This window comes from Enterobacter sp. SA197 (assembly GCF_054131575.1).
The window spans coordinates 3310847-3332378 of the sequence record NZ_CP096393.1 but is presented as its reverse complement, the minus strand read 5'-3'; the positions used below and the strand labels follow the sequence as shown (position 1 = coordinate 3332378).

Annotated in this window: 21 protein-coding genes and 1 riboswitch; of the genes, 8 read left to right on the top strand and 13 right to left on the bottom strand. The window is 53.7% G+C overall.

From position 1 onward, the window contains the following. Positions 1-271: 271 nt before the first annotated feature. Entirely contained in the window at positions 272-616 is a 345-nt protein-coding gene (locus tag M1D91_RS15725; RefSeq protein ID WP_437430771.1) for a YejG family protein, read from the top strand. Positions 617-619: 3 nt separating this feature from the next. Here the strand turns inward: M1D91_RS15725 and yejF are convergent, their stop codons facing one another. The 9 genes from yejF to M1D91_RS15680 all read right to left on the bottom strand — a co-directional run bounded on the left by yejF (position 620) and on the right by M1D91_RS15680 (position 12288). Continuing rightward, on the bottom strand, positions 620-2209 hold the full coding sequence (gene yejF, locus M1D91_RS15720) for a microcin C ABC transporter ATP-binding protein YejF (protein WP_437430772.1): 1590 nt from the start codon (positions 2207-2209) through the stop codon (positions 620-622). 1 nt (position 2210) lies between these two features. Then, positions 2211-3236, bottom strand: coding sequence for a microcin C ABC transporter permease (locus tag M1D91_RS15715; RefSeq protein ID WP_437430773.1), 1026 nt, complete (start codon positions 3234-3236; stop codon positions 2211-2213). After that, entirely contained in the window at positions 3236-4336 is a 1101-nt protein-coding gene (locus M1D91_RS15710) for a microcin C ABC transporter permease YejB (protein ID WP_437430774.1), read from the bottom strand. The genes M1D91_RS15715 and M1D91_RS15710 overlap by 1 nt, the downstream gene beginning before the upstream one ends. A 9-nt stretch (positions 4337-4345) precedes the next feature. Further along, positions 4346-6121, bottom strand: a complete 1776-nt coding sequence (locus tag M1D91_RS15705; RefSeq protein WP_437430818.1) for an extracellular solute-binding protein — start codon at positions 6119-6121, stop codon at positions 4346-4348. 127 nt (positions 6122-6248) lie between these two features. Beyond that, a complete protein-coding gene (locus M1D91_RS15700; RefSeq protein WP_437430775.1) occupies positions 6249-7805 on the bottom strand; it encodes a cyclic di-GMP phosphodiesterase in 1557 nt (518 codons plus the stop codon). Positions 7806-7998: 193 nt separating this feature from the next. Beyond that, on the bottom strand, positions 7999-8562 hold the full coding sequence (gene mepS / locus M1D91_RS15695; protein ID WP_437430776.1) for a bifunctional murein DD-endopeptidase/murein LD-carboxypeptidase: 564 nt from the start codon (positions 8560-8562) through the stop codon (positions 7999-8001). Positions 8563-8993: 431 nt separating this feature from the next. Beyond that, positions 8994-9686, bottom strand: coding sequence for a phosphatase PAP2 family protein (locus M1D91_RS15690; protein WP_437430819.1), 693 nt, complete (start codon positions 9684-9686; stop codon positions 8994-8996). A gap of 42 nt (positions 9687-9728) precedes the next feature. After that, the gene (locus M1D91_RS15685; protein WP_437430777.1) at positions 9729-10706 is read right to left on the bottom strand and encodes a CobW family GTP-binding protein; all 978 of its coding nucleotides are present in this window, start codon (positions 10704-10706) and stop codon (positions 9729-9731) included. 115 nt (positions 10707-10821) lie between these two features. Further along, entirely contained in the window at positions 10822-12288 is a 1467-nt protein-coding gene (locus tag M1D91_RS15680) for a mannitol dehydrogenase family protein (protein WP_437430778.1), read from the bottom strand. A gap of 204 nt (positions 12289-12492) precedes the next feature. Between M1D91_RS15680 and uxuA the strand changes: the two genes are divergently transcribed. Further along, positions 12493-13683 carry a mannonate dehydratase gene (gene uxuA / locus M1D91_RS15675; protein WP_437430779.1) on the top strand — a complete coding sequence of 397 codons (1191 nt, stop codon included), beginning with the start codon at positions 12493-12495 and terminating at the stop codon, positions 13681-13683. 71 nt (positions 13684-13754) lie between these two features. Here the strand turns inward: uxuA and yvcK are convergent, their stop codons facing one another. After that, positions 13755-14663, bottom strand: a complete 909-nt coding sequence (gene yvcK, locus M1D91_RS15670; protein ID WP_437430780.1) for a uridine diphosphate-N-acetylglucosamine-binding protein YvcK — start codon at positions 14661-14663, stop codon at positions 13755-13757. 226 nt (positions 14664-14889) lie between these two features. After that, positions 14890-15035, top strand: a riboswitch (molybdenum cofactor riboswitch). On the opposite strand from yvcK, the gene moaA reads away from it, so the two are divergent. The 6 genes from moaA (at position 15023) to M1D91_RS15640 (ending at position 18493) form a co-directional block, all read left to right on the top strand. Continuing rightward, positions 15023-16012 (top strand): GTP 3',8-cyclase MoaA, encoded by a 990-nt coding sequence (moaA, locus tag M1D91_RS15665; RefSeq protein ID WP_437430781.1) that lies wholly within the window; start codon positions 15023-15025, stop codon positions 16010-16012. It overlaps the preceding riboswitch by 13 nt. 20 nt (positions 16013-16032) lie before the next feature. Beyond that, on the top strand, positions 16033-16545 hold the full coding sequence (gene moaB, locus M1D91_RS15660) for a molybdenum cofactor biosynthesis protein B (protein ID WP_437430782.1): 513 nt from the start codon (positions 16033-16035) through the stop codon (positions 16543-16545). A gap of 3 nt (positions 16546-16548) precedes the next feature. Then, positions 16549-17034, top strand: coding sequence for a cyclic pyranopterin monophosphate synthase MoaC (gene moaC / locus M1D91_RS15655; RefSeq protein ID WP_437430783.1), 486 nt, complete (start codon positions 16549-16551; stop codon positions 17032-17034). Then, entirely contained in the window at positions 17027-17272 is a 246-nt protein-coding gene (gene moaD / locus M1D91_RS15650) for a molybdopterin synthase sulfur carrier subunit (protein WP_437430784.1), read from the top strand. Before moaC ends, moaD begins: the two co-directional genes overlap by 8 nt. Before the next feature lies 1 nt (position 17273). Beyond that, entirely contained in the window at positions 17274-17726 is a 453-nt protein-coding gene (gene moaE, locus M1D91_RS15645; protein ID WP_437430785.1) for a molybdopterin synthase catalytic subunit MoaE, read from the top strand. Positions 17727-17785: 59 nt separating this feature from the next. After that, the gene (locus M1D91_RS15640) at positions 17786-18493 is read left to right on the top strand and encodes a Bax inhibitor-1/YccA family protein (RefSeq protein ID WP_437430786.1); all 708 of its coding nucleotides are present in this window, start codon (positions 17786-17788) and stop codon (positions 18491-18493) included. 43 nt (positions 18494-18536) lie between these two features. Here M1D91_RS15640 and M1D91_RS15635 read toward each other — a convergent pair whose 3' ends face one another. The 3 genes from M1D91_RS15635 to M1D91_RS15625 are packed head-to-tail and all read right to left on the bottom strand — an operon-like array spanning position 18537 to position 21501. Then, positions 18537-19499, bottom strand: coding sequence for a lysylphosphatidylglycerol synthase domain-containing protein (locus M1D91_RS15635; RefSeq protein ID WP_437430787.1), 963 nt, complete (start codon positions 19497-19499; stop codon positions 18537-18539). Continuing rightward, a complete protein-coding gene (gene clsB / locus M1D91_RS15630; RefSeq protein ID WP_437430788.1) occupies positions 19499-20743 on the bottom strand; it encodes a cardiolipin synthase ClsB in 1245 nt (414 codons plus the stop codon). Before clsB ends, M1D91_RS15635 begins: the two co-directional genes overlap by 1 nt. Next, positions 20740-21501: an endonuclease/exonuclease/phosphatase family protein gene (locus M1D91_RS15625; protein ID WP_437430789.1), complete on the bottom strand. Its 762-nt coding sequence runs from the start codon at positions 21499-21501 to the stop codon at positions 20740-20742. The genes clsB and M1D91_RS15625 overlap by 4 nt, the downstream gene beginning before the upstream one ends. Positions 21502-21532 lie beyond the last annotated feature (31 nt).

The following is a 21532-nucleotide window of genomic DNA, read 5'->3' as shown; positions in this document are numbered from 1 at the left end:
ATTCGCACGCGTTTGTTTCTTTTATGTAAAATCAATTAATGTAAAAAGTCACATCCTTGTAGTGAAAAAGGTTGAGTTAGATCTCATAAACAGGTACATATAGCCGAAAAAGTGGCAGCTGTTCGACAAGAAAACCTTATTAAATGAACCGCTAATCCGCATGACACAACGCTTTTCACCTTTTCACCGTAGGTGGCGCGACGATTTGTCAATAATGTGTTAACATGATTGTAAAATATTTGTGAAGTTAAGTGACTTCCGGGGAATGAACGTGAATACATTACAACTCTCCATCATCCATCGTCTCCCTCAGAGCTATCGCTGGCTGGATGGTTTTGCAGGTGCCAGGGTTGAACCGATTCCGCAGAATGGTAACGATGCGGAAGGTAGCCTGGTCGCCCTGAAGCTGCTGAGTCCGGACGGTGATAACGCCTGGCCGGTAATGCATAAACTCAGTCAGGCGTTAAGTGATATTGAAGTGGATTGCTCTGTGGTGGAGTGCGAAGGGGAACCCTGCCTGTTCGTAAACTGTCAGGATGAGCACGCGGCGACCTGTCGTCTGAAAAACTTCGGTGTAGCCATCGCCGAGCCGTTTACCCGCCAGAACCCGTTTTGAGCGTCAGCGTAGCGCCAGCAGCTGACGCGTGTACGCCTGTTGCGGGTTGTTGAAGACCTGCTCGCACTCTCCCTGCTCGACCACTTCCCCTTGTCTTAGCACGATAACCTGATGGCATAAGGCTCGCACGACCTGCAAATCGTGGCTGATAAAAATGTAGGCCAGCCTGTGCGTCTGCTGAAGGGTCTTGAGTAACGTCAGAATCTGAGCCTGCACGGTGCGGTCAAGCGACGAGGTCGGTTCATCGAGAATAATAAGTGACGGTTTCAGAATCAGCGCACGGGCAATCGCGATACGCTGGCGCTGGCCCCCCGAAAACTCACCGGGAAACCGCCGACGTGTCTCAGGATCCAGTCCCACCTCTTCCATTACCCGAACCACCTGATCCTCCCGCGCCTGTGGGGTCAGCGTTGGCTGATGCACCCGCAGCCCCTCTTCGATGATTTGCTGAACATTAAGTCGCGGATTAAGCGATGAGTTAGGATCCTGGAAGACCACCTGAATACGATGGCGTACTGGCAGCATCTTTTTGCGATCCCACTGGTCAATGGGCTGCCCATCAAAATGAATCTTCCCGTCAGAGGCAATCAGGCGCAGCAGCGCAAGGCCCGTGGTGCTTTTACCTGAACCCGATTCCCCTACCAGCCCCAGCGTCTCACCGGGGCGCAGGTTAAAACTCACCCCTTTGACCACCTCATTATGCCCAACGACACGCTTCAGGACGCCCTTACGAATGGGGAAACGCACCCCCAGGTTCTCCACACGCAACAGCGGGGCCGTGGCTGTCGGCAGGGGAACGGGATCTCCGGCCGGTTCACTGTTAATCAGCCGTTGCGTATAGGGGTGAGCTGGGGCGGAAAAAAGGGCTTCCGTGCGGTTTTGTTCCACGCATTTGCCGTTCTGCATCACCGCAACGTTGTCCGCCAGTTTTCTGACGATGCCAAGGTTGTGGGTGATAAACAGCAACCCCATGTTGAGCTCATGGCGCAGCTCCTGTAACAGTGCGAGGATTTGCGCCTGAACGGTCACGTCCAGGGCCGTTGTGGGTTCATCGGCAATCAGCAGCTCTGGTTTCGTCAGCAATGCCATAGCAATCATCACGCGCTGGCGTTCGCCGCCGGAAAGCTGATGCGGAAAATCCCCCAGGCGCTGGCGGGCGTTACGAATACCTACGCGATCGAGGCAGGTGAGGATCTCTGCCCTGGCTGCTTCGCGGCGCATGCCACGATGCAACGAAAGCACTTCATAAAGTTGTTTCTCCACGTTATGTAACGGGTTCAGCGACACCATCGGCTCCTGAAAAATCATGGCGACCTTGTTACCGCGCACCTGACGCAACGTCTTCTCGCTGGCGTGCAGCAGACTTACACCATGAAAAAAGATGTCACCCTGCGGATAAACAACGGGGGGGGAGGGGAGCAGGCGCAGAATCGACAGGGCGCTTACGCTCTTACCGGACCCGGATTCGCCGACCAGCGCCAGGGTTTCGCCTGCATGAACCTGTAAGGAGAGATCGCTTACCACGGTGCGCAGGGTCGCCTGCTGGCGAAAGGCGATAGAGAGGGAATCAATGTGTAACAGCGGGGTTGTCATTTCAGACCGCCTTATTGGGATCAAAGGCGTCGCGCACGGCTTCACCAATAAATATCAACAGTGATAAAAGCACCGCGACGGACAGAAAGGCTGCAATACCCAGCCACGGTGCCTGGAGGTTATTTTTACCCTGTAACAGCAGCTCGCCCAGAGAAGGCGACCCCAGAGGTAAACCGAAGCCGAGGAAGTCGAGGGAGGTGAGCGTTGAGATGGAGCTGCATAAAATAAACGGCAAAAAGGTGAGGGTTGCGACCATCGCATTGGGCAGCATGTGGCGCAGCATTATGCTGCGATCGTTTACCCCAAGTGCCTGTGCCGCCCGTATATAGTCAAAGTTGCGGGTGCGAAGAAATTCAGCACGCACCACGCCCACCAGACTCATCCAGCCAAATAATACGGTAATCGCCAGCAGCCACCAGAATCCCGGTTGCACCACGCTCGAGAGCAAAATAATCAGGAACAGCGTTGGCATGCCTGACCACACCTCAATAAAGCGCTGCCCCCAGAGGTCGATCCTGCCGCCGTAGTAGCCCTGAATCGCGCCGGCCAGCACGCCAATTACGCAGGAGCAGACGGTGAGCATCAGGCCAAAGAGCAGGGAAATGCGTGTGCCATAGAGAATGCGCGCCAGTACGTCGCCACCGTTTGCATCAGTACCGAGCCAGTTTTGTGCAGAGGGCGGGGAGGGGAAGGGCTGCGTGGTACTGTAATTAATGCTGCGCGCGCCGAAGCGAATCGGCGCCTGTAGCATCCAGCCGTGCTGGTTTATCTGGTTTTGCAGCCAGGGATCCTGATAATCCGCCGGGGTGGCAAAGGGGCCGCCAAACTCACTCTCGCTGTAATTTGCCACCACTGGCACGTACCACTGCCCCTGATAGCGTACCAGCAGCGGTTTATCATTCGCGATCAGTTCAGCGCAGAGGCTGAAGGCGAACAGCAGCATAAAAATCCACAGCGACCAGTAGCCGCGACGATTGTGGCGAAAGCGCGCCCAACGGGTCTGATTGACGTAGCTTAAGTGAAACATCAGCGTCCCTCGAAATCGATACGCGGGTCGACCAGCGTGTAACTGATATCACTGAGGATATTCAGCAGCAGGCCGATCAGGGTGAAAATATAGAGCGTACCAAACATCACCGGATAATCCCTGGAGACGGTCGCTTCATAACCCAGCAGGCCGAGGCCGTTTAGCGAAAAAATCACCTCAATTAACAGCGAGCCGGTAAAGAACATGCTGATGAAGGTCGCGGGGAAGCCGGCAATAACCAGCAGCATGGCGTTACGGAAGACATGCTTGCGCATAATCGGCCCCTCGCTGACCCCTTTTGCCCGCGCGGTAACCACGTACTGCTTACGGATCTCATCCATAAAGGAATTTTTAGTGAGCATGGTCAGTGCGGCAAAGCCGCCAATCACCGTTGCCAGTACCGGTAAGGTGATGTGCCATAAGTAGTCGGTGATTTTGCCATACCAGGGCAGGGTATCGAAGTTTGCGGATACCAGCCCTCGCAGTGGGAAGATGTCGTAATAGCTGCCGCCGGCAAAGAAAACAATTAACAGAATGGCAAACAGAAATGCCGGGATCGCGTAGCCGATGATAATGAACGCACTGCTCCAGATATCAAACCGACTGCCGTTACAGACGGCTTTACGAATGCCAAGCGGGATGGAAACCAGGTAGATAATCAGCGTTCCCCACAGGCCGAGCGTAATCGAAACCGGCATACTCTCTTTGATAAGCTGCAGGACGGAGGCACTGCGGAACAGGCTCTCGCCAAAATCAAAACGCACGTAATCCCGGAGCATTTTGAAATAACGCTCATGCAGGGGCTTATCAAAACCGTAACGCTGCGTAATTTCGGCGATCACCTCAGGATCCAGCCCACGGCCACCGCGGTAGTGGCTGTCATTGCTCAGCGCGCTGCCAACACCGGTGCGGGCGTGAGTGGCGCTGGCACCCTCTGTCGTTGTGCCCGGCAATCCGGTCTGATGACCAAATTCAATAGCGGCGATGGCCTGATCAACCGGGCCGCCTGGTGCTATCTGCACAATAAAAAAGTTAATGGTGATAATGGCCCACAACGTCGGGATTATCAGCAATAAGCGGCGAATCAGATAAGCGCCCATTCCTTCTCCTTAACGTCTGGCGGCGGGCAATTTTGCCGCTTTATTTACGTCATACCACCAGGTATCAAAGCCGAGCGAATAGACAGGACGACTCCCCGGCATCGAAAATTTATCCCAGTAGGCTATCTGGTCGGCAGACATATACCACATCGGCAACATGTAATAATTCCAGGTCAGTACACGATCCAGCGCGCGTCCCAGGGGAAGCAGCCGTGCCTTGTCGCCCTGCGCTTGAATAATTTGCGCGATAAGCTTGTCGATGACGGGACTTTTTACGCCGGGGGAGTTATAGGTAGAGTCGATATAGGCCGACCCCCATGAAATTTGCAGGTCGGCGCTGGGCCACGGCATTGCCCGCCAGACGCGCGGCATCATATCGTAATCCCGGCTGCGCAGGCGGTTGGTTATCTGTGAGTTATCAACCTGTCGAATGTCCATCGTGATGCCCAGACGCGCGAGGTTATGCTGGAAAGGGAGCACCCACTGATTGTTGCCCCCTGAAGGCAGCAGTATCTCAAAAACGAAGGGTTTACCGGTTTTTGCATTAACCCGTTGCTGGTTTTTCATTACCCAGCCCGCCTGGGTAAGCAATTCGCTTGCCTTCAGCAGGTTTTCCCGATCGTAACCATCCCCTTTCGAGACGGCAGGGGTATAGATGGTTGTGAAAACTTCAGGGGGGATCTCGGCTTTCATCGGTGCCAGCAGCGTCAGTTCTGCCGCATCAGGGTAACCACGAGCGGCATACTCGGTGTTCTGAAAATAGCTGGTGGTCCGGCTATAAGCGTTATAAAACAATGCTTTGTTCATCCATTCGAAGTCAAACGCCAGGGAGACGGCTTCGCGCACTCGCCTGTCACTGAAGACGGGACGTTGGATGTTAAACGCCAGCCAGCGTGTGTCCTGAGCTGAGGTGTTCTTCTGTTCATCTTTGACGATATAGCCACGGCTAAAGTTGTTGCCGATGTAGCGGGTAGCCCAGTTTTTCGCGCTGCCTTCGGTACGCATATCAAACGCGCCCGCTTTGAAGGCTTCAAAGGCCACATTATCATCGAGGTAGTAATCGTAGCGGAGAGTATCAAAATTCCAGCGCCCGCGGTTTACAGGCAGGTTAGCTCCCCAGTAATCCTTCACGCGCGACCAGGTGACATACTGACCCATGCGCCAGGCAGTGATGCGATAGGGGCCGCTGCCAGGCGGGGGCGTGCCAATGGGATCACTTAGTTTATGATCTTTCCAGAATTTTTCCGGCATCACTGGCAAAGAGAGGAGGCTCAGCATGTTCTCTTTACCGGGTTCACCTAATTCAATGCGCACCGTCAGTGGCGCAATGGCTTTGACGGTCGTCCCTTTATAGATCAGGCGAAATTGTGGCACCCCTTCGGTCATAAATTTATGGAAGGTGAAGGCGACATCACTGGCGCGAATGGGAGAGCCGTCGTGAAACGTGGCTTTCGGGTTGAGCATGACCTCCACCCAGCTGTAGTCGTCGGCATAGCGGGCCATCTCGGCGATGAGCGGGTAGTAACTTCCCGGTTCGTCATCGGAGGTGGTAAACAGCGTATCGTAAAGGGACTCGGTGCGAACCGCGGCGTTTCCCCGCAGGGCAAAACGGTTGAAGTTATCAAAAGTGCCAATGCTGGAGAGAGTCACGCTGCCGCCTTTGGGTGCGGCGGGATTTACATAGTCAAAATGGGTGAAGTTGACAGCGTATTTAGGTTCGCCAATGACCGCAAAGGAGTAACTCTCTTTTATTGTTTGCGCCTGACCTGCCAGGCTTACGAGCATCAAAAATGCAATCACTACGCGCAAAAACGTCATGGGTGAGTTCCTTTACCAGCAGCGCTCCGGGCGCAACGTCGTCTTCTTATTGAATAATAAGGGAGGGCAGGTCCGTTGTGAAATAATAACGGCACTAAAGTCGTGATGAGAAGGGGGCGGGTTGCCATGCCATGAACTGCGCAAGCGTCATGGGGCGACTGAAATAGTAACCCTGCAGGAAATGGACGCCATGCTCACGCAGCCAGCGCGCCTGTTCCGGAGTCTCGACGCCTTCTGCCACCGTCGCCATATTCAACCGCTTCGCCAGCGTCAGAACGGCATCCAGCACCGGTGAGGTAACGGTTTCGGTGCCAATTGCATTGACAAAACCGCGATCGATTTTCAGATAATCAAGGGTAAAACGTTCAAGGTAGATCAACGCGCTGTGGCCAGTGCCAAAGTCATCAATGGCAATTTCATAACCTTCATTGTGTAACCACTGAAAAAGCGTTGCCGCTTCTGCTTCGTGAAGCATGTCGCGCTCGGTAATTTCCAGGACCAGACTAAAATAGTCCGCAGGCAGCGCATGTGAGAAAGCACGAATGTCATCTTTAAATGTACTGGCGTGCAGGTGGCCCGGCGCAATGTTGACACCAAGTTTTGCGCCTTCGGGAAGCAGGGTCTGGAGTGTTGCGGCATCACGGGCAATGAGCTTAAAAAGATGCAGCGTCAACGGGACAATCAGTTTCTGCGCCTCGGCAAACTGGATAAAGGCATCGGCTGGAATTTCGCCAGCCGTGGGGTGCTTCCAGCGCATTAAGGCTTCTGCGCCACGAACCTTAAGATCAGTGGCATCCAGCACGGGTTGATAGACCACATAGAACTGGTCACGCTTGATGGCTGTCAGGATCTCTTTTCCGGGCCGCAGGTGAATGGATAACACATAAGCGGCCAGCATTCCTGCAACTATCCCCGACACAACGCCGAATAAGGTGGCGAACTGAATATCTTCAGCTTTCCATTTTTTAGCGTACAGATAAATGGTCAACGGCAGGCCCGGCAGCGGAGCGACACGAAAAGGCGGCGCTGGCAGGGATTGTAAGTCAATGAGACCCGGTGAAAAGGTGGAGATAGCGTTATTGCCTATTCCCAGCGCAATGCCGTTCAACTCTTGTTGTTGTGGGCTATAGAGAAGAAAAGGGGCAAGGTTAATATTTAACGAAGCAAAGACGCCGCGACCATCTAAAAGTGGACTACGGAACCACATCACCACTGAGGGTTTACCCGGCATCATGGGGGTGCCGGGTAAGAGCGCCATATCCTCATCTTTTTCTAAATCTATTTCAGGTACCAGATCCCGCATAGAGCTATTCATGACGCCGGTTGCCGAGGAGCAGATGGCCCTGTCACCTTTAATGAGCAAAAAGGCGCGCACGTTGAGCGTAAAAGCGGCGCGGGAGGTCAGTTCGCTCGCAACCTCGCGGCATTCGTTCAGCGTGAGAGGTTGTAACGACTCCGCAGTGTTTCTGATATCGGAGAGATAGTCGACGAGCCAGTGCTGAATGCCACCCACCATCTCATCTAACTTTTCTTCATGCTTATTCTGTAAAATTAAGAACTGGGCCCCACCCACAATCATGGCTGCCAGAAAACCTGCCAGTATACTTAGCAGAAGGATTTTTCGGGTTGCTGTCACGTTGCGGGTAAACATCAGTACGCGTTATTCCGATGTGAAAGGGCGCTGAACAAAGCCATTGCGCTGCTTGCCTGCCTGGAATATAGCCTGGAATAGCATGGCGAGACATAGATTTTTATGGTGGAATTTAGCCAAAAAAAACACCGCCATCGCGGTGTTTTTTTATTGTCATTGCGCCAGCCAAGGGAATAACCGGCAAAGACAAAGATTAGCTACGGCTCAGTACGCGGCGCGCTTCATTATAGCGCTTCTTCCAGTATGGCTCGTCCATGCTGGAAATCATTACACCACTACTGGTGGAGGCATGCACAAACTGGTTATTGCCCAGATAGATACCTACATGACGACCGGTAGAACCTGCCCGGAATAAAACGAGATCACCGGTACGAAGGCTGGTGCGTGAAACTGAACGCCCCATCTCTTGTTGCTCATACGTTGAGCGCGGTAACTCTAAACCAAACTGTTCGCGGAAAGTACGCTGAACAAAACCGGAACAATCGATACCTTTCTTGGTGTCACCACCTAAACGGTAACGAACGCCTTTCCAGCTTGCATATTGATCCATAATGCGGGACTTGACGTCCAGATTACGAACCATACTTTCAAATTCATCCTGAGAGGCTTGCAGTGAAGAAGGATCTTCACCCACAGCATGCGTCTCAGGATGCATATTCTTTGCTGTGTTCGAGGAACACGCTGACAACAAAACGGCTACTGCAATCGCGGGAATCGCCCGCAAGATATATCTCAAAATCGGCTGAGATTTGACCATGTTAATTATTTTCCCTTGAAGTCCTTAACGAAAAATTCGTTATAAAAAATGCCAACGCAGCGAGAGTAATTACCTGGATTCAATGAGACAATTCTTGATGGTCAAATCTGTGGTAGACCGCACAAAATTATTCGCAATAAGAATATCGCTCTTTTTCAACGAGGCAGACCGAGAGTACCCTATCACCCTTAGCATTGCGAGCGCTTTTAGGCGTTTTTTTATAAGAAATAATGATACAAAAAGTTAATTTCCAGGAATGCGCAAAAAATAATCAATTTAGGTTAAAAACCCTACAACTGACTCATTTACAACATGAAAATTGTGACAGGGCAATGACGAAGATGCAGGAGTGTAAGGCAGTTTGTATCAGGGATCAAAACGATCCCTGATAGTAACAGCGTAGATTTGTTAATAAGATGTAAGGCGGTTGTTTACTTTCCCGGCAAATACCGTTCAAAAGCGGCGATTATTTTGTCACTGAGCGGTGTCATCAGGCACCACGGCAGAGCAATTAGCGCCACGGAGAGCGATCCAACGGCAATATCAGTAAACCAGTGCGCGCCACTCATTACCCGTGGGAAGGCGAAAACCACAAAAATAATCAGGGCGATGGCAAAGGCTTTTTTCCCAAAATAGCGCAGCATAATGGCGGAAAAAATTAGCAACATCATTCCATGATCGCCCGGAAAGCTATCTTTTGAGGCGTCTTTCGTCGGGAAAGATAATAATTCACTGACACGATGAATATCGCTGAAAAAGAGCGTAGGACTTGCACGTTTTATCGGAATAAGTAATTGCGCCAGTTGGTTGATTGCCACTGCAAACAACAGCATGGTCAGGCCAATAATAAGGATGCGGCGACGCCCCAGGCGGTCCTCCTTCATCCAGAAGCTCAACATCAGACATCCCATCGCCAGTAATGAGCAGGCGTCGAAGGCACGGTTGTTTGTTAACGCCACCAGCCATAAAAAGGCGCGACTCTCGACCAGACCCTGATTGAAGAAATGGAAGATGGACGCATCAAGCGTGAACCAGACACCATGATTTACAGGTAAGTACCAGGAGAGGGACAGCGCCAGGCCGGCGATATTAAGCAGTAAAATTTGCGGTAAGCGAGTTTTCATCATTAGCCATTCTTAACAGACACGGGCGCCACACTAGTACCCTTAATCTAAACGAAGCTTCAACAGACTGGACTGAAGCGCATTCCAGTCGGCTTCTGACGAGGTAATGAGCTCGATTCGACTATCGGGTGGGGCAACATTTTGCGTTTCAATGTGAAAATCCTGGCCCTGACGATTAAGCCGCACTAATCCTTCGGGTATGCGCATGACGCCCTTAACCCGCTCAACAGGGGCGAGGCGCGCCCACTCCATCAGACCGATAGTATCGAACCGGGTTTCAGCATCGAAGATCCAGCCGCAGGCCTGATGACCCTGCCCCTGATTCAGACTACGGCGCCAGCGCTGATGTTGCGGAAGACTCAATGCTGCAAGTCCTTTTTGCTCTCCCGTATGATGGTGATGTTGTGCACTGGTCGGCAGCGTGCGGGTATTACGACGCGGCATATCCAGTAGTTCGGCAGGAATATCGCCCTGTGTGGTGTTAATGAGCTGACGGTCTGCGCCATATAATTGCCACCACTGCCCGAACGCCTCAAGGCTCTCCGGTGTCGCCCGGTCTTGTTTATTGGCAACGATGATGTCGGCTGCAGCGAGCTGATCGCGAAAGTTTTCGTTGGTAAGCGTTTTTTCATCCAGCAGCTGGCGGGGGTCAAACAGGCACAAGGTGGCCCGCAGATCGATCCAGGGTTCGTACACCGGCGCCGTCAACATATCAAGGATCTGTTTGGGATGGCCCAGGCCGGTTGGCTCTATCAGTAAGCGGTCCGGCTTGCCCTGACGCAACAGGGTGTTGAGACCGACCTGCATCGGCAGCCCGTTGACACAACACATACATCCGCCGGGTATCTCTTTAAGCAACGCACCGCTGTCAGCCAGTAAGGCACCATCAATGCCAACTTCACCAAATTCATTGACCAGCACGGCCCATTTTTCGTGTTGGGGTTTATTTGCCAGCAGATGCAGAATTGAGGTGGTTTTTCCACTGCCGAGAAAGCCAGTGATAAGGTTGGTCCTGGTCACATACACTCCATCATTACGCACAATTGTTAGTGCAATAATCCTGGCGAATAAGTAAGAAAAAGAGAAGGGTGAGAGTGGAGAAAGCACTCTCCACTCTTTTTAAAGGCAAAAAAGGTTAACGCGAAAGGAGGCTGTGCACAGCTGCATGAGCACCGTGCTGTGCAAGATTATCCCAGGCTGACTGAATGGCATCGACAAACACGGGGTTCGTGCTGAGATCGCTACCGAAGATTTCGCTCAGGGTCAGCAACGCCACGACGCGCTCACTTTCGCTGCTGGTCCCGATGATGGCGCGAATTTTATCGACCAGCGGATCGCGCACGTCAATGTCAGCACCGGCATCATCCTTACCGCTGACGTAGCGCATCCAACCCGCCACGCCCAGTGCCAGCAACGACCAGTCGCTGCCACGCTGAAGGTGGATCCGAATGCTGTCGAGCATACGCTGCGGAAGCTTCTGGCTGCCGTCCATCGCGATCTGCCAGGTACGATGTTTAAGGGCCGGATTGGCGAAGCGTGCAAGAAGACTCGCGGCATAGGCATTGAGGTCGACGCCGCTGATGGTAAGGGTGGGCGCTTGTTCCTTTAGCATGAGCTGGTGCGCTGCCGCACGGAAGTCCGCATCCTCCATACAGTCTGCAATGTGCGCGAATCCCGCCAGGTAGCCAAGGTAGGCCAGAAATGAGTGGCTGCCGTTCAGCATGCGCAGTTTCATCTCTTCCCAGGGGCGGACGTCCTGCACCATCTGCACCCCGGCCACTTCCCATTGCGGACGACCTGCCACGAACGCATCTTCGATGACCCACTGAATATATGGCTCACAACTAATGGCAACAGGATCGGCAACCCCCAGCACATCGGCGATCTCCGCAAGGGATTCCTCTGTTGCGGCAGGTACAATGCGATCAACCATTGTGGAGGGAAAACTCACCTGCTCGCTGATCCAGTCGGCCAGTTCAGCCGAGCGGGTTTGCGCCATACCAATCACGGCATGTTTCACGATATGACCATTGTCCGGGATATTGTCACAGGAGAGTACCGTAAAAGGGGACAGACCGCGCTCGCGGCGGCGCGAAAGCGCCTCCACCAGAATACCCGGTGCGGAGTGGGGCTCGTCAGGGTGTTCAAGGTCATGGGCAATACGTGGCTGACTAAGGTCCAGCTTGCCCGTCGCTGGGTCAATGCAATAGCCCTTTTCAGTGATGGTCAGAGAAACGATAGCGACCTGGGGTTCGCAAAATTTTTCAATGATGGCCGCCAGGGAGTCCAGTTTTGCGTTCAGGCATTCATTTACCACCCCAATAATGCGGGCCTCGTTCCCTTCCGCGCCTTTTTCCAGCACCGTATAGAGGTGGTCCTGCTGACGTAGTTGCGTCATCAATTGATCGCCGCTGAACAGGCTAATCTCACAGATACCCCAGTCGCCGCCCCGGGCATTCAGCACGGTATCAGTTAACAGCGCCTGATGCGCACGATGAAAAGCACCAAAGCCGAAGTGAACAATACGTGAACGTAAAGCGTGACGGTCGTATTGAGGACGCTTTACCGAATCCGGTAGGGTAGCGGAGGCAATAGTCTGCATAGATGACACCTGTTTAACTAATAATTAACAATATGCAGTGTAAAGTTATATGACAGCAAATTAAATTGGTGTGCCTTATATATCCGGGGAATGTGAGCTGGATCAATCATTGCTGGCGTAGGCTTTGACCTGATTCGGGAAGCCTGTATGGTAGTCGTCATTAATGGCATTATATTGGTATAACAACTTTTTGAGGGTTACACGATGGAACAAACCTGGCGTTGGTATGGGCCGAATGATCCGGTGTCGTTGGATGATGTGCGTCAGGCTGGCGCAACGGGCGTGGTGACTGCGCTTCATCATATCCCAAATGGGCAGGTCTGGCCGATCGATGAGATCAAAAAACGCCAGGCGCTGCTGGCAGATAAAGGGCTGGTGTGGTCTGTCGTAGAAAGTATTCCTGTTCACGAAGAGATCAAAACCCACACCGGCCAGTTTGATACCTGGATTGCGAACTATCAGCAGAGCATCCGCAATCTGGCGGAATGCGGCATTGATACGGTCTGTTATAACTTCATGCCGATTCTGGACTGGACCCGTACCGATCTGGAGTATCAGTTGCCGGATGGCTCAAAAGCGTTGCGCTTTGATCAGATTGCCTTTGCCGCGTTTGAACTGCACATTTTAAAACGTAAAGGTGCCGAAGCCGACTACAGCGACGAAGAGCAGCAACAGGCGCTGGCCTGTTTCGAGGCAATGAGTGCCGCAGAGAGAGAGAAGCTGACGCGTAATATCATCGCCGGTCTGCCGGGTGCGGAAGAGGGGTATACCCTTGAACAATTCCATGCTCGCCTCGCGGAATATGATGGCATTGATAAAGCGCAGCTGCGTGAAAACATGGCTTATTTCCTGCGTGCCATTGTTCCGGTGGCAGAAGCCTGCGGCTTACGTCTTGCTGTACATCCTGACGATCCGCCGCGTCCTATTCTGGGCCTGCCGCGCATTGTCTCCACGCTGGAAGATATGCAGTGGCTGAAAGAGGCGGTAGACAGCATCCATAACGGCTTTACCATGTGTACCGGCTCCTATGGCGTGCGCGCCGATAACGACCTGGTGCGGATGATTGAAACTTTTGGCGACCGCATCCACTTTACACATCTGCGTTCGACCTGCCGCGAAGCCAATCCGAAAACGTTCCACGAAGCGGCGCACCTGGGTGGCGACGTCAACATGGTGGCCGTGGTAGACGCGATTCTGAAGGAAGAACGTCGCCGTAAACATGCCGGTGATTTACGACCCATTCCGTTCCGTCCGGACCACGGGCATCAGATGCTGGATGACTTACGTAAAAAAACCAACCCAGGTTATTCTGCTATCGGCCGTCTGAAAGGGATGGCGGAAGTGCGTGGCGTTGAGCTTGCGCTGAAAATGACCAAATACCCCGAGCTGTTGTAAGTCACACACTGCCGGTAGCCCGCCACGTTGCTTAAGCGCGTAACGACGTGGCGGGTGAGAAGGGCGGGTATTTATCCCAGCCGCTGCACTGCTTTCTCCAGCGCCATACGTAACAGATGGCGGTCGTGGCGGTAGGGGATATCACTGGCTTCAAGGGTGTCCTGTATGATCACCCGATCGCTGACCGCCGAGACATCAACGTGTGGCCCCACCACAACCGCATCAATGATCGGCTTGCCAACATACTGTTCCATTATGCTCAGCTTATCTTTTAGCGTCAGGCTGGCGGCTGCGACACTCAACTCTTTTCCCAGATTGCCAATATAGACCACGGGAGCAGGAGTCCGTCTGAGCGCCTGCGCCAGATCTTCCAGCAAAAGCAGCGGCAGGAGACTGGTATAAAAACTGCCTGGCCCAATCAGGATTAAATCCGCCTCGGCGATGGCCTGAATCGCCTCCCGCGTCGCGTGGACCTTCGGAAAAAGCATTAGCTCTTGTACCGGGGACTCCAGCTGATCGATATCCACTTCGCCATAGACCAGGTTGCCCTCGCTGTCCGTGGCCATAAGATCGACAGGCTGTTCGGACATGGGAATGAGGAAAGCATCCACTTTCAATAAGTTACGAATAATATTAATGGCTTCCAGCGGGCGCACGCTGAGGTGGTCCAGCGCCTTTAACATCAAGTTTCCGAGGTTATGCCCGGAAAGTTCGCCATTACCGCTAAAACGGTATTCAAACATGGCTGAGGCGACGCTGGGTTCAGCAATTAACTGATTTAAACAGTTGCGCATATCGCCCCACGCGATGCCGCCTTCAGAGCGGCGAATTCGACCGGTTGAGCCGCCGTTATCCGTGGTGGTGACAATGCCGGTCAACCTTGAACCTAATGATGATAGCGACGACATCACGCGGCCCAGACCATGGCCGCCGCCGAGTGCAACCACCCGGTCGAGGTCAGCAAGAGTGCGATTACGCATAGAAATCCTTGAAAGAAAATTACCCGGTTACGTTAGCCTAAATACCACCAAAAGACGATGCCCTGTCCGGCGGAAAATGACACATATCAAAGCAAAAATACCATTTACACGTACTCTATATCGAAAATGTACAATTAACTCGTTATATATAGTTTTACATAGCGATATTGATGATGGCGCAGGTAAGCAGTTCGCGCTACTATCGCCGTAACGCTCAGGTAGCGTTACCTACAACATACACTCAAGCCTCTGTGCCTACGTCTGATGATAAGGCATTTTGGCCGTGGCGATGCCTTCGGGTATCAGCCGCCAGGGTGCAGGAAGAAATGACTGCATCTCCCGTATCTGGAAAGGTGTACATGGCCACACAACTCACTGACACGTTCGCGCGTAAGTTTTATTATTTACGTTTGTCGATCACAGATGTGTGCAATTTTCGTTGCACATACTGCCTGCCTGATGGCTACAAGCCTGGTGGCATCACCAATAACGGTTTTCTCCGTCTGGAAGAAATCCGGCGCGTCACGCGTGCGTTTTCCTCAATGGGTACCGAGAAAGTCCGACTGACGGGCGGGGAACCCTCGCTGCGCCGTGATTTCACCGACATCATCGCTGCGGTACGCGAAAATCCCACTATCCGCCAGATTGCGGTGACCACCAACGGTTATCGTCTTGCACGTGATATTGCCAACTGGCGTGAGGCCGGACTGACAGCGCTTAACGTCAGCGTGGACAGCCTCGATGCCCGACAGTTTCATGCCATCACCGGTCAGGACAAGTTTCGCCAGGTGATGGACGGCATTGATGCTGCCTTTGCTGCGGGCTTCGAAAAAGTAAAAGTGAATACCGTGCTGATGCGTGACGTGAACCATCATCAGCTCGACACCTTCCTGGCGTGGATCCAGCCTCGCCGCATTCAACTGCGTTTTATTGAACTCATGGAAACGGGTGAGGGGAGCGACCTGTTTCGCAGACATCATCTGTCCGGCATGGTGCTGCGCGATGAACTTCTGCGTCGTGGCTGGATACGCCAGCTGAGTCAGCGCAGCGATGGCCCCGCACAGGTCTTCTGCCACCCGGATTATGCCGGCGAAATCGGCCTCATCATGCCTTATGAAAAAGATTTTTGTGCCACCTGTAACCGGCTGCGCGTCTCGTCAACCGGCAAACTGCACCTGTGTCTGTTTGGCGACGGGGGCGTGAATTTGCGCGATCTGCTCCAGGAGGACTGGCAGCAGGAGTCGCTTGAGAGGCGCATTACCGAAGCCCTCGGCCACAAAAAACAGACCCATTTCCTGCATCAGGGTCATACTGGCATTACGCAAAACCTTTCTTACATCGGCGGATAAACGCCGCAAGGAGATAGTGAATGAGTCAGGTCAGTGCGGAGTTTGTAGCAACCCGTATCGCTATTCTTACCGTGTCCAGCCGGCGTAGCGAAGAGGATGACACGGCCGGTCACTGGCTGCGCGATGCGGCTCAGGAGAGCGGTCATCAGGTTGTTGCCAGAGCAATTGTAAAAGAGAACCGCTATGCCATTCGTGCCCAGGTCTCGGCGTGGATCGCCAGCGATGAAGTTCAGGTTGTGCTGGTCAACGGCGGCACCGGTTTTACCGAGGGCGATCAGACACCCGAAGCCCTGCTGCCGCTCTTCGATCGTGAAATCGAAGGTTTTGGCGAAGTGTTCCGTATGCTCTCATTCGAGGAGATTGGTACCTCAACCCTACAATCCCGCGCGCTGGCAGGGGTGGCAAACAAGACGCTGATTTTCGCCATGCCCGGCTCGCCGAAAGCCTGCCGTACCGCCTGGGAAAATATCATTGCGCCGCAGCTGGATGCCCGTACGCGTCCGTGTAATTTTCACTCCCACATTAAGTCCTGAACGATGACGCAACTGACCCACATTAACGCCGATGGCGAAGCGCACATGGTCGATGTGTCTGCCAAGGCAGAAACCGTGCGCGAAGCGCGCGCCGAAGCCTTTGTTACCATGCTTCCTGAAACCCTGGCGATGATCATTGACGGCAGCCATCACAAGGGCGATGTTTTTGCCACCGCACGCATTGCCGGAATTCAGGCGGCGAAACGAACCTGGGATCTGATTCCGCTTTGCCATCCATTGCTGCTTAGTAAAGTGGAAGTGCAACTGGAGGCGCAGTCTCAGCAGAATCGGGTGCGCATTGAGTCAGTGTGCCGTCTGAGCGGTAAAACGGGCGTCGAAATGGAAGCGCTGACCGCCGCCTCGGTCGCGGCGCTGACGATTTACGACATGTGCAAAGCCGTCCAGAAGGATATGGTTATCGGCCCGGTCAGACTACTGGCTAAAAGCGGCGGCAAATCTGGCGACTTCAGGGTGGAGAGCAATGATTAACGTACTTTTTTTCGCGCAGGTCCGTGAGCTGACCGACTGTGATCGTCTGACGCTTGAGCAGGAATTCACGTCGGTGGAGGCGCTTCGTGCCCATCTCGCCCAACGCAGTGACCGCTGGGCGCTGGCGCTGGAAGAGGGCAAATTGCTGGCAGCGGTGAATCAGACGCTGGTGAGTTTCGACAGCCCCATCGCAGACGGCGATGAAGTCGCCTTTTTCCCGCCGGTGACCGGAGGCTGAGATGACACAGACACGCATTCAGGTCGGCACCGCAGCGTTTAGCGTTGGTGACGAATACAGCTGGCTTGCGCAGCGGGATGAAGACGGTGCTGTCGTCACCTTTACCGGCAAAGTCCGCAACCATAATCTGGGCGACAGCGTAAGCGCTCTGACGCTTGAGCACTACCCAGGCATGACGGAGAAATCCCTTGCGGCTATCGTTGAAGAGGCGCGTGGGCGCTGGCCCCTTGGCCGGGTAACCGTTATCCATCGCGTGGGTGAGCTCTGGCCGGGAGATGATATCGTTTTCGTCGGCGTCACCAGCGCCCATCGCAGCAGCGCCTTTGATGCCGGACAGTTCATCATGGATCAGCTGAAAACACGGGCACCGTTCTGGAAACGAGAAGCGACAGCACAGGGCGAGCGCTGGGTGGACGCGCGGGACAGCGATAAGCAGGCCGCGCAGCGCTGGTAACGTTTTACCCCGAATGTGTTAGGCTTAAGGCGACTAATCCCATTAATCAGGAGCGATTTATGGACCGATTTCCACGATCCGATTCGATAGTGTCATCTGCCCGCACGGGCCTGCAAACGTACATGGCACAGGTTTATGGCTGGATGACCTGCGGGCTGTTACTGACGGCCTTTGTCGCCGGTTACGCCGCCAGCAATGAAAATATCATGGCCCTGGTATTCTCAAGCCAGATCACTTTCTTTGGCCTTATCATCGCCCAGCTTGGGCTGGTGTTTGTGCTGTCGGGCATGATTCAGCGCTTAAGCGCTGGCGTTGCCACGACGCTGTTTATGCTCTACTCGGCACTGACCGGGCTTACGCTTTCAAGCATCCTTTACATCTACACCACAGAATCCATCGCCGCGACCTTTGTTGTTACCGCCGGGATGTTTGGTGCCATGAGTCTTTATGGCTATACCACCAGGCGCGATCTTAGCGGTTTTGGCAATATGCTCTTTATGGCGCTCATCGGCATTATTCTGGCGTCGCTGGTTAACTTCTGGCTGAAAAGCGAGACGTTGATGTGGGTAGTGACTTACGTCGGCGTGATTGTGTTTGTCGGGCTCACCGCCTACGACACGCAGAAACTGAAAAGCATCGGCACGCAAATTGACGTGCAGGATAAATCCACACTGCGCAAATATTCCATTCTCGGCGCGCTGACCCTCTATCTGGATTTTATCAACCTGTTTCTGATGCTACTGCGCATCTTCGGCAACCGCCGTTAATCCCGTTTAGCCGGATGGGGCCAGGCCATCATCCGGCGCTTCCTTATCTGGCCATTGCCTTTTCGTTTTTCGCCCGCAGTTTTTTCGCCCGGCTTTCGAGCAGCAGGTAGGCAATCAATGCCAGCAGCAGTGGAATAAAATAGTAAAGCACGCGGTAGGCCAGCAGGCCCGCGATGATGACCCCCTGTGAGGTATGCTCTCCGGCAAGCAGCGCCAGGAATACCGCTTCCAGCACGCCAATCCCGGCCGGGATATGCACTATCACCCCGGCAATACTGCTCACCAGCAACACACCAAGCACAAAGAAGAAATTAGCCTCCTGGCCCAGCAGCATCCAGATAATGACGCCCATGACTATCCAGTTGGCGCTGGAAATAGCCATCTGCGCGAGGGCGAACTGCCAGGAGGGGATAACGAGCTTTTGGCCTTTAATGGTGAAATGGCGACGTTTTGCAAACGCACAAGCCCACAGATAGAAGGCGATAAACAGCAACAGTACCACGCCAATAATACGCAGGGTGGTGTCAGAGATATACCAGTGGGCCGGGATATCCACGACGCCAAAGGTAAAAAGGATGCCACCAAGTAAAATGTAACCCAGCCAGTTCGTGGTGATACTGAGCGAGAAAATGCGCGTGATTGTACTGCTTGGCAACCCCAGGCGGGAATAGAGGCGATAACGCATGCCAATCCCGCCGACCCAGGTACTTAGCGTCAGGTTGAAGGCGTAACAAATAAATGACACCAGCATCACCTGACGTTTAGCCAGCTTATGGCCGCAATAGGCGCGCCCGAGCAGGTCATAACAGCCGTAAATCAGGTAGCTTATCACCACCAGTGCGGCGGCCCCGAGCAGCACGGTACGGTTATAGTCGCGAATGACTTTCCAGACCTCCTCCCAGTCGACCTTTTGCGCATAGAGCACCAGCAGGACCGCCACTGCGATAAAGAACAGCCAGGTGAGGATTTTTTTGGTTAACCGCCAGCGTGAATGAGATTTCGCCATCAGGATTTCACCTCCGAGTTTTCAGGCGTGATGCGATCCTGCGTTTCCAGTTCGGGTTGTACGGGCGGGTCCACCTGCGCGAGCTTAGGGGTATGTGCCGGCAGCCAGCCTACGAGTGCAGGGAAATGGCGCAGGAAGTGGAACACCACGACCCCTTTTGCCAGATTCCACCAGGTCCGTTTCGGCGCCATTGACTCATCCACGCGCTGGCAGTCGCGGGCGATAATGCCGTTAAGATTTTCCCGCAGAGTATGGTTAAACTCGCGATCATGGATAATCAAATTGGCTTCGAGATTCAGGGAGAGGCTTAACGGGTCGAGATTACTTGAACCCACGGTTGCCCAGTGGTCATCCATCAGCGCCACCTTGCCATGCAGCGGTCGGCGGCGATATTCATACACCTGCACTCCGCCTTTCAGAAGATAGTTATAGAGCAGTTCTGCCCCAACCTTAACGATAGGCATGTCCGGTTCACCCTGCACAATTAACTTCACGCAGACACCACGACGTGCTGCATTCTTCATGGCATGCAGCAGGCGATAACCCGGGAAGAAATAAGCATTGGCGATAATGACCTCACGCTTCGCATTAGCCAGCATTTTCAGATAGTGGCGCTCAATATCATCACGATGATCGTCGTTATCGCGCCAGACAAACAGGACCTGAGCTTCACCCGGCTTGCGGTTATCCTCCGCCTCATGGCGACGGCGTTGCCACCAGCGCCGGACCGGCGCATTCTGAGGCAGGTTTTCCACCTCAAACTGCAGTATGTCCTCCACGACCGGCCCTTCGACACGCACGGCGTAATCCTGCTTGGCCTCAGGTCCATAGCTGCTGACATGCTCGGCCGAATAGTTGATGCCGCCGACAAAGGCAACGGTATTATCGATAACCACGATTTTGCGGTGCATCCGGCGAAAGACGTTAGTGCGCATGCCGAGCAGACGCGGGCGTGGATCATAGTAACGGAAGACCACCCCGGCAGAGGTTAGCGCATTGACGAAATCGTCACTTAAATCCGGCGAGCCGTAGCCGTCCAGCAGCACTTCAATATTGACCCCACGCCTGGCCGCCTTCAGCAGCACGCCGTGCAGCTCACGGCCCACCTCATCCTCAAACCAGATAAAGCTCTCAAGGATAACTTTCTGTTTTGCCTGGGCAATAGCCTCGTACACCGCCGGATAGTAGTTTTCGCCGTTTTCCAGCAACTGAATCCGGTTCCCTTCGCGCCAGCTGCATTTCATAAGTGGATCTCCGCACTAAGAGGGGCATGGTCCGAGAGATGACGCCAGTTGCGCAGAGGCAGCGCTGTCGGGGCGCTGGCGCTGGCATTTTTTACATAGATGCGATCAAGACGCAGGAGCGGCAGACTGACCGGAAACGTACGCGCCGGTCGACCATTGGCGCGGGTGAAAATTTCATCCAGACCGGCCTGAGTTTTAAGCGGGTGGTTGGCGCGTTGACGCCAGTCGTTAAAATCACCGGCCACCACCACCGGCTCGTTCTCCGGCAGGGAGTTGACCCACTGCGCCAGCATGTTGAGCTGCGCGGTCCGGTGAGCTTCGCGCAGGCCAAGATGCACGCAAATCACATGTATCGGGCGTTCAATCTCCGGGGGCACGATGCGGCAGTAAAGCAGTCCACGCTTTTCGCTGCCATCAACCGACACATCCCGGTTTTCATAATGCTCAATCGGGAAACGCGACAGCACAGCATTGCCATGATGGCCTTCCGGATACACGGCATTGCGTCCGTAGGCATAATCGCTCCACATGGTGTCGGCGAGAAACTCGTAGTGGGTGGTGTCGGGCCAGTTCTCTACATGCAGGGGATGCACTTCATGCGCGCCCATCACCTCCTGCAGGCAGACAATATCTGCGCTCACGGTACGCACGGCATCACGCAGTTCCGGTAAAATGAAGCGGCGGTTAAATGCGGTAAAGCCCTTGTGTGTATTAATGGTGAGCACTTTTAATGAAAATTGCCGGGTTGATTGGGTCATATTTCTCCTGCCAGCGTCACTATCCTCATGA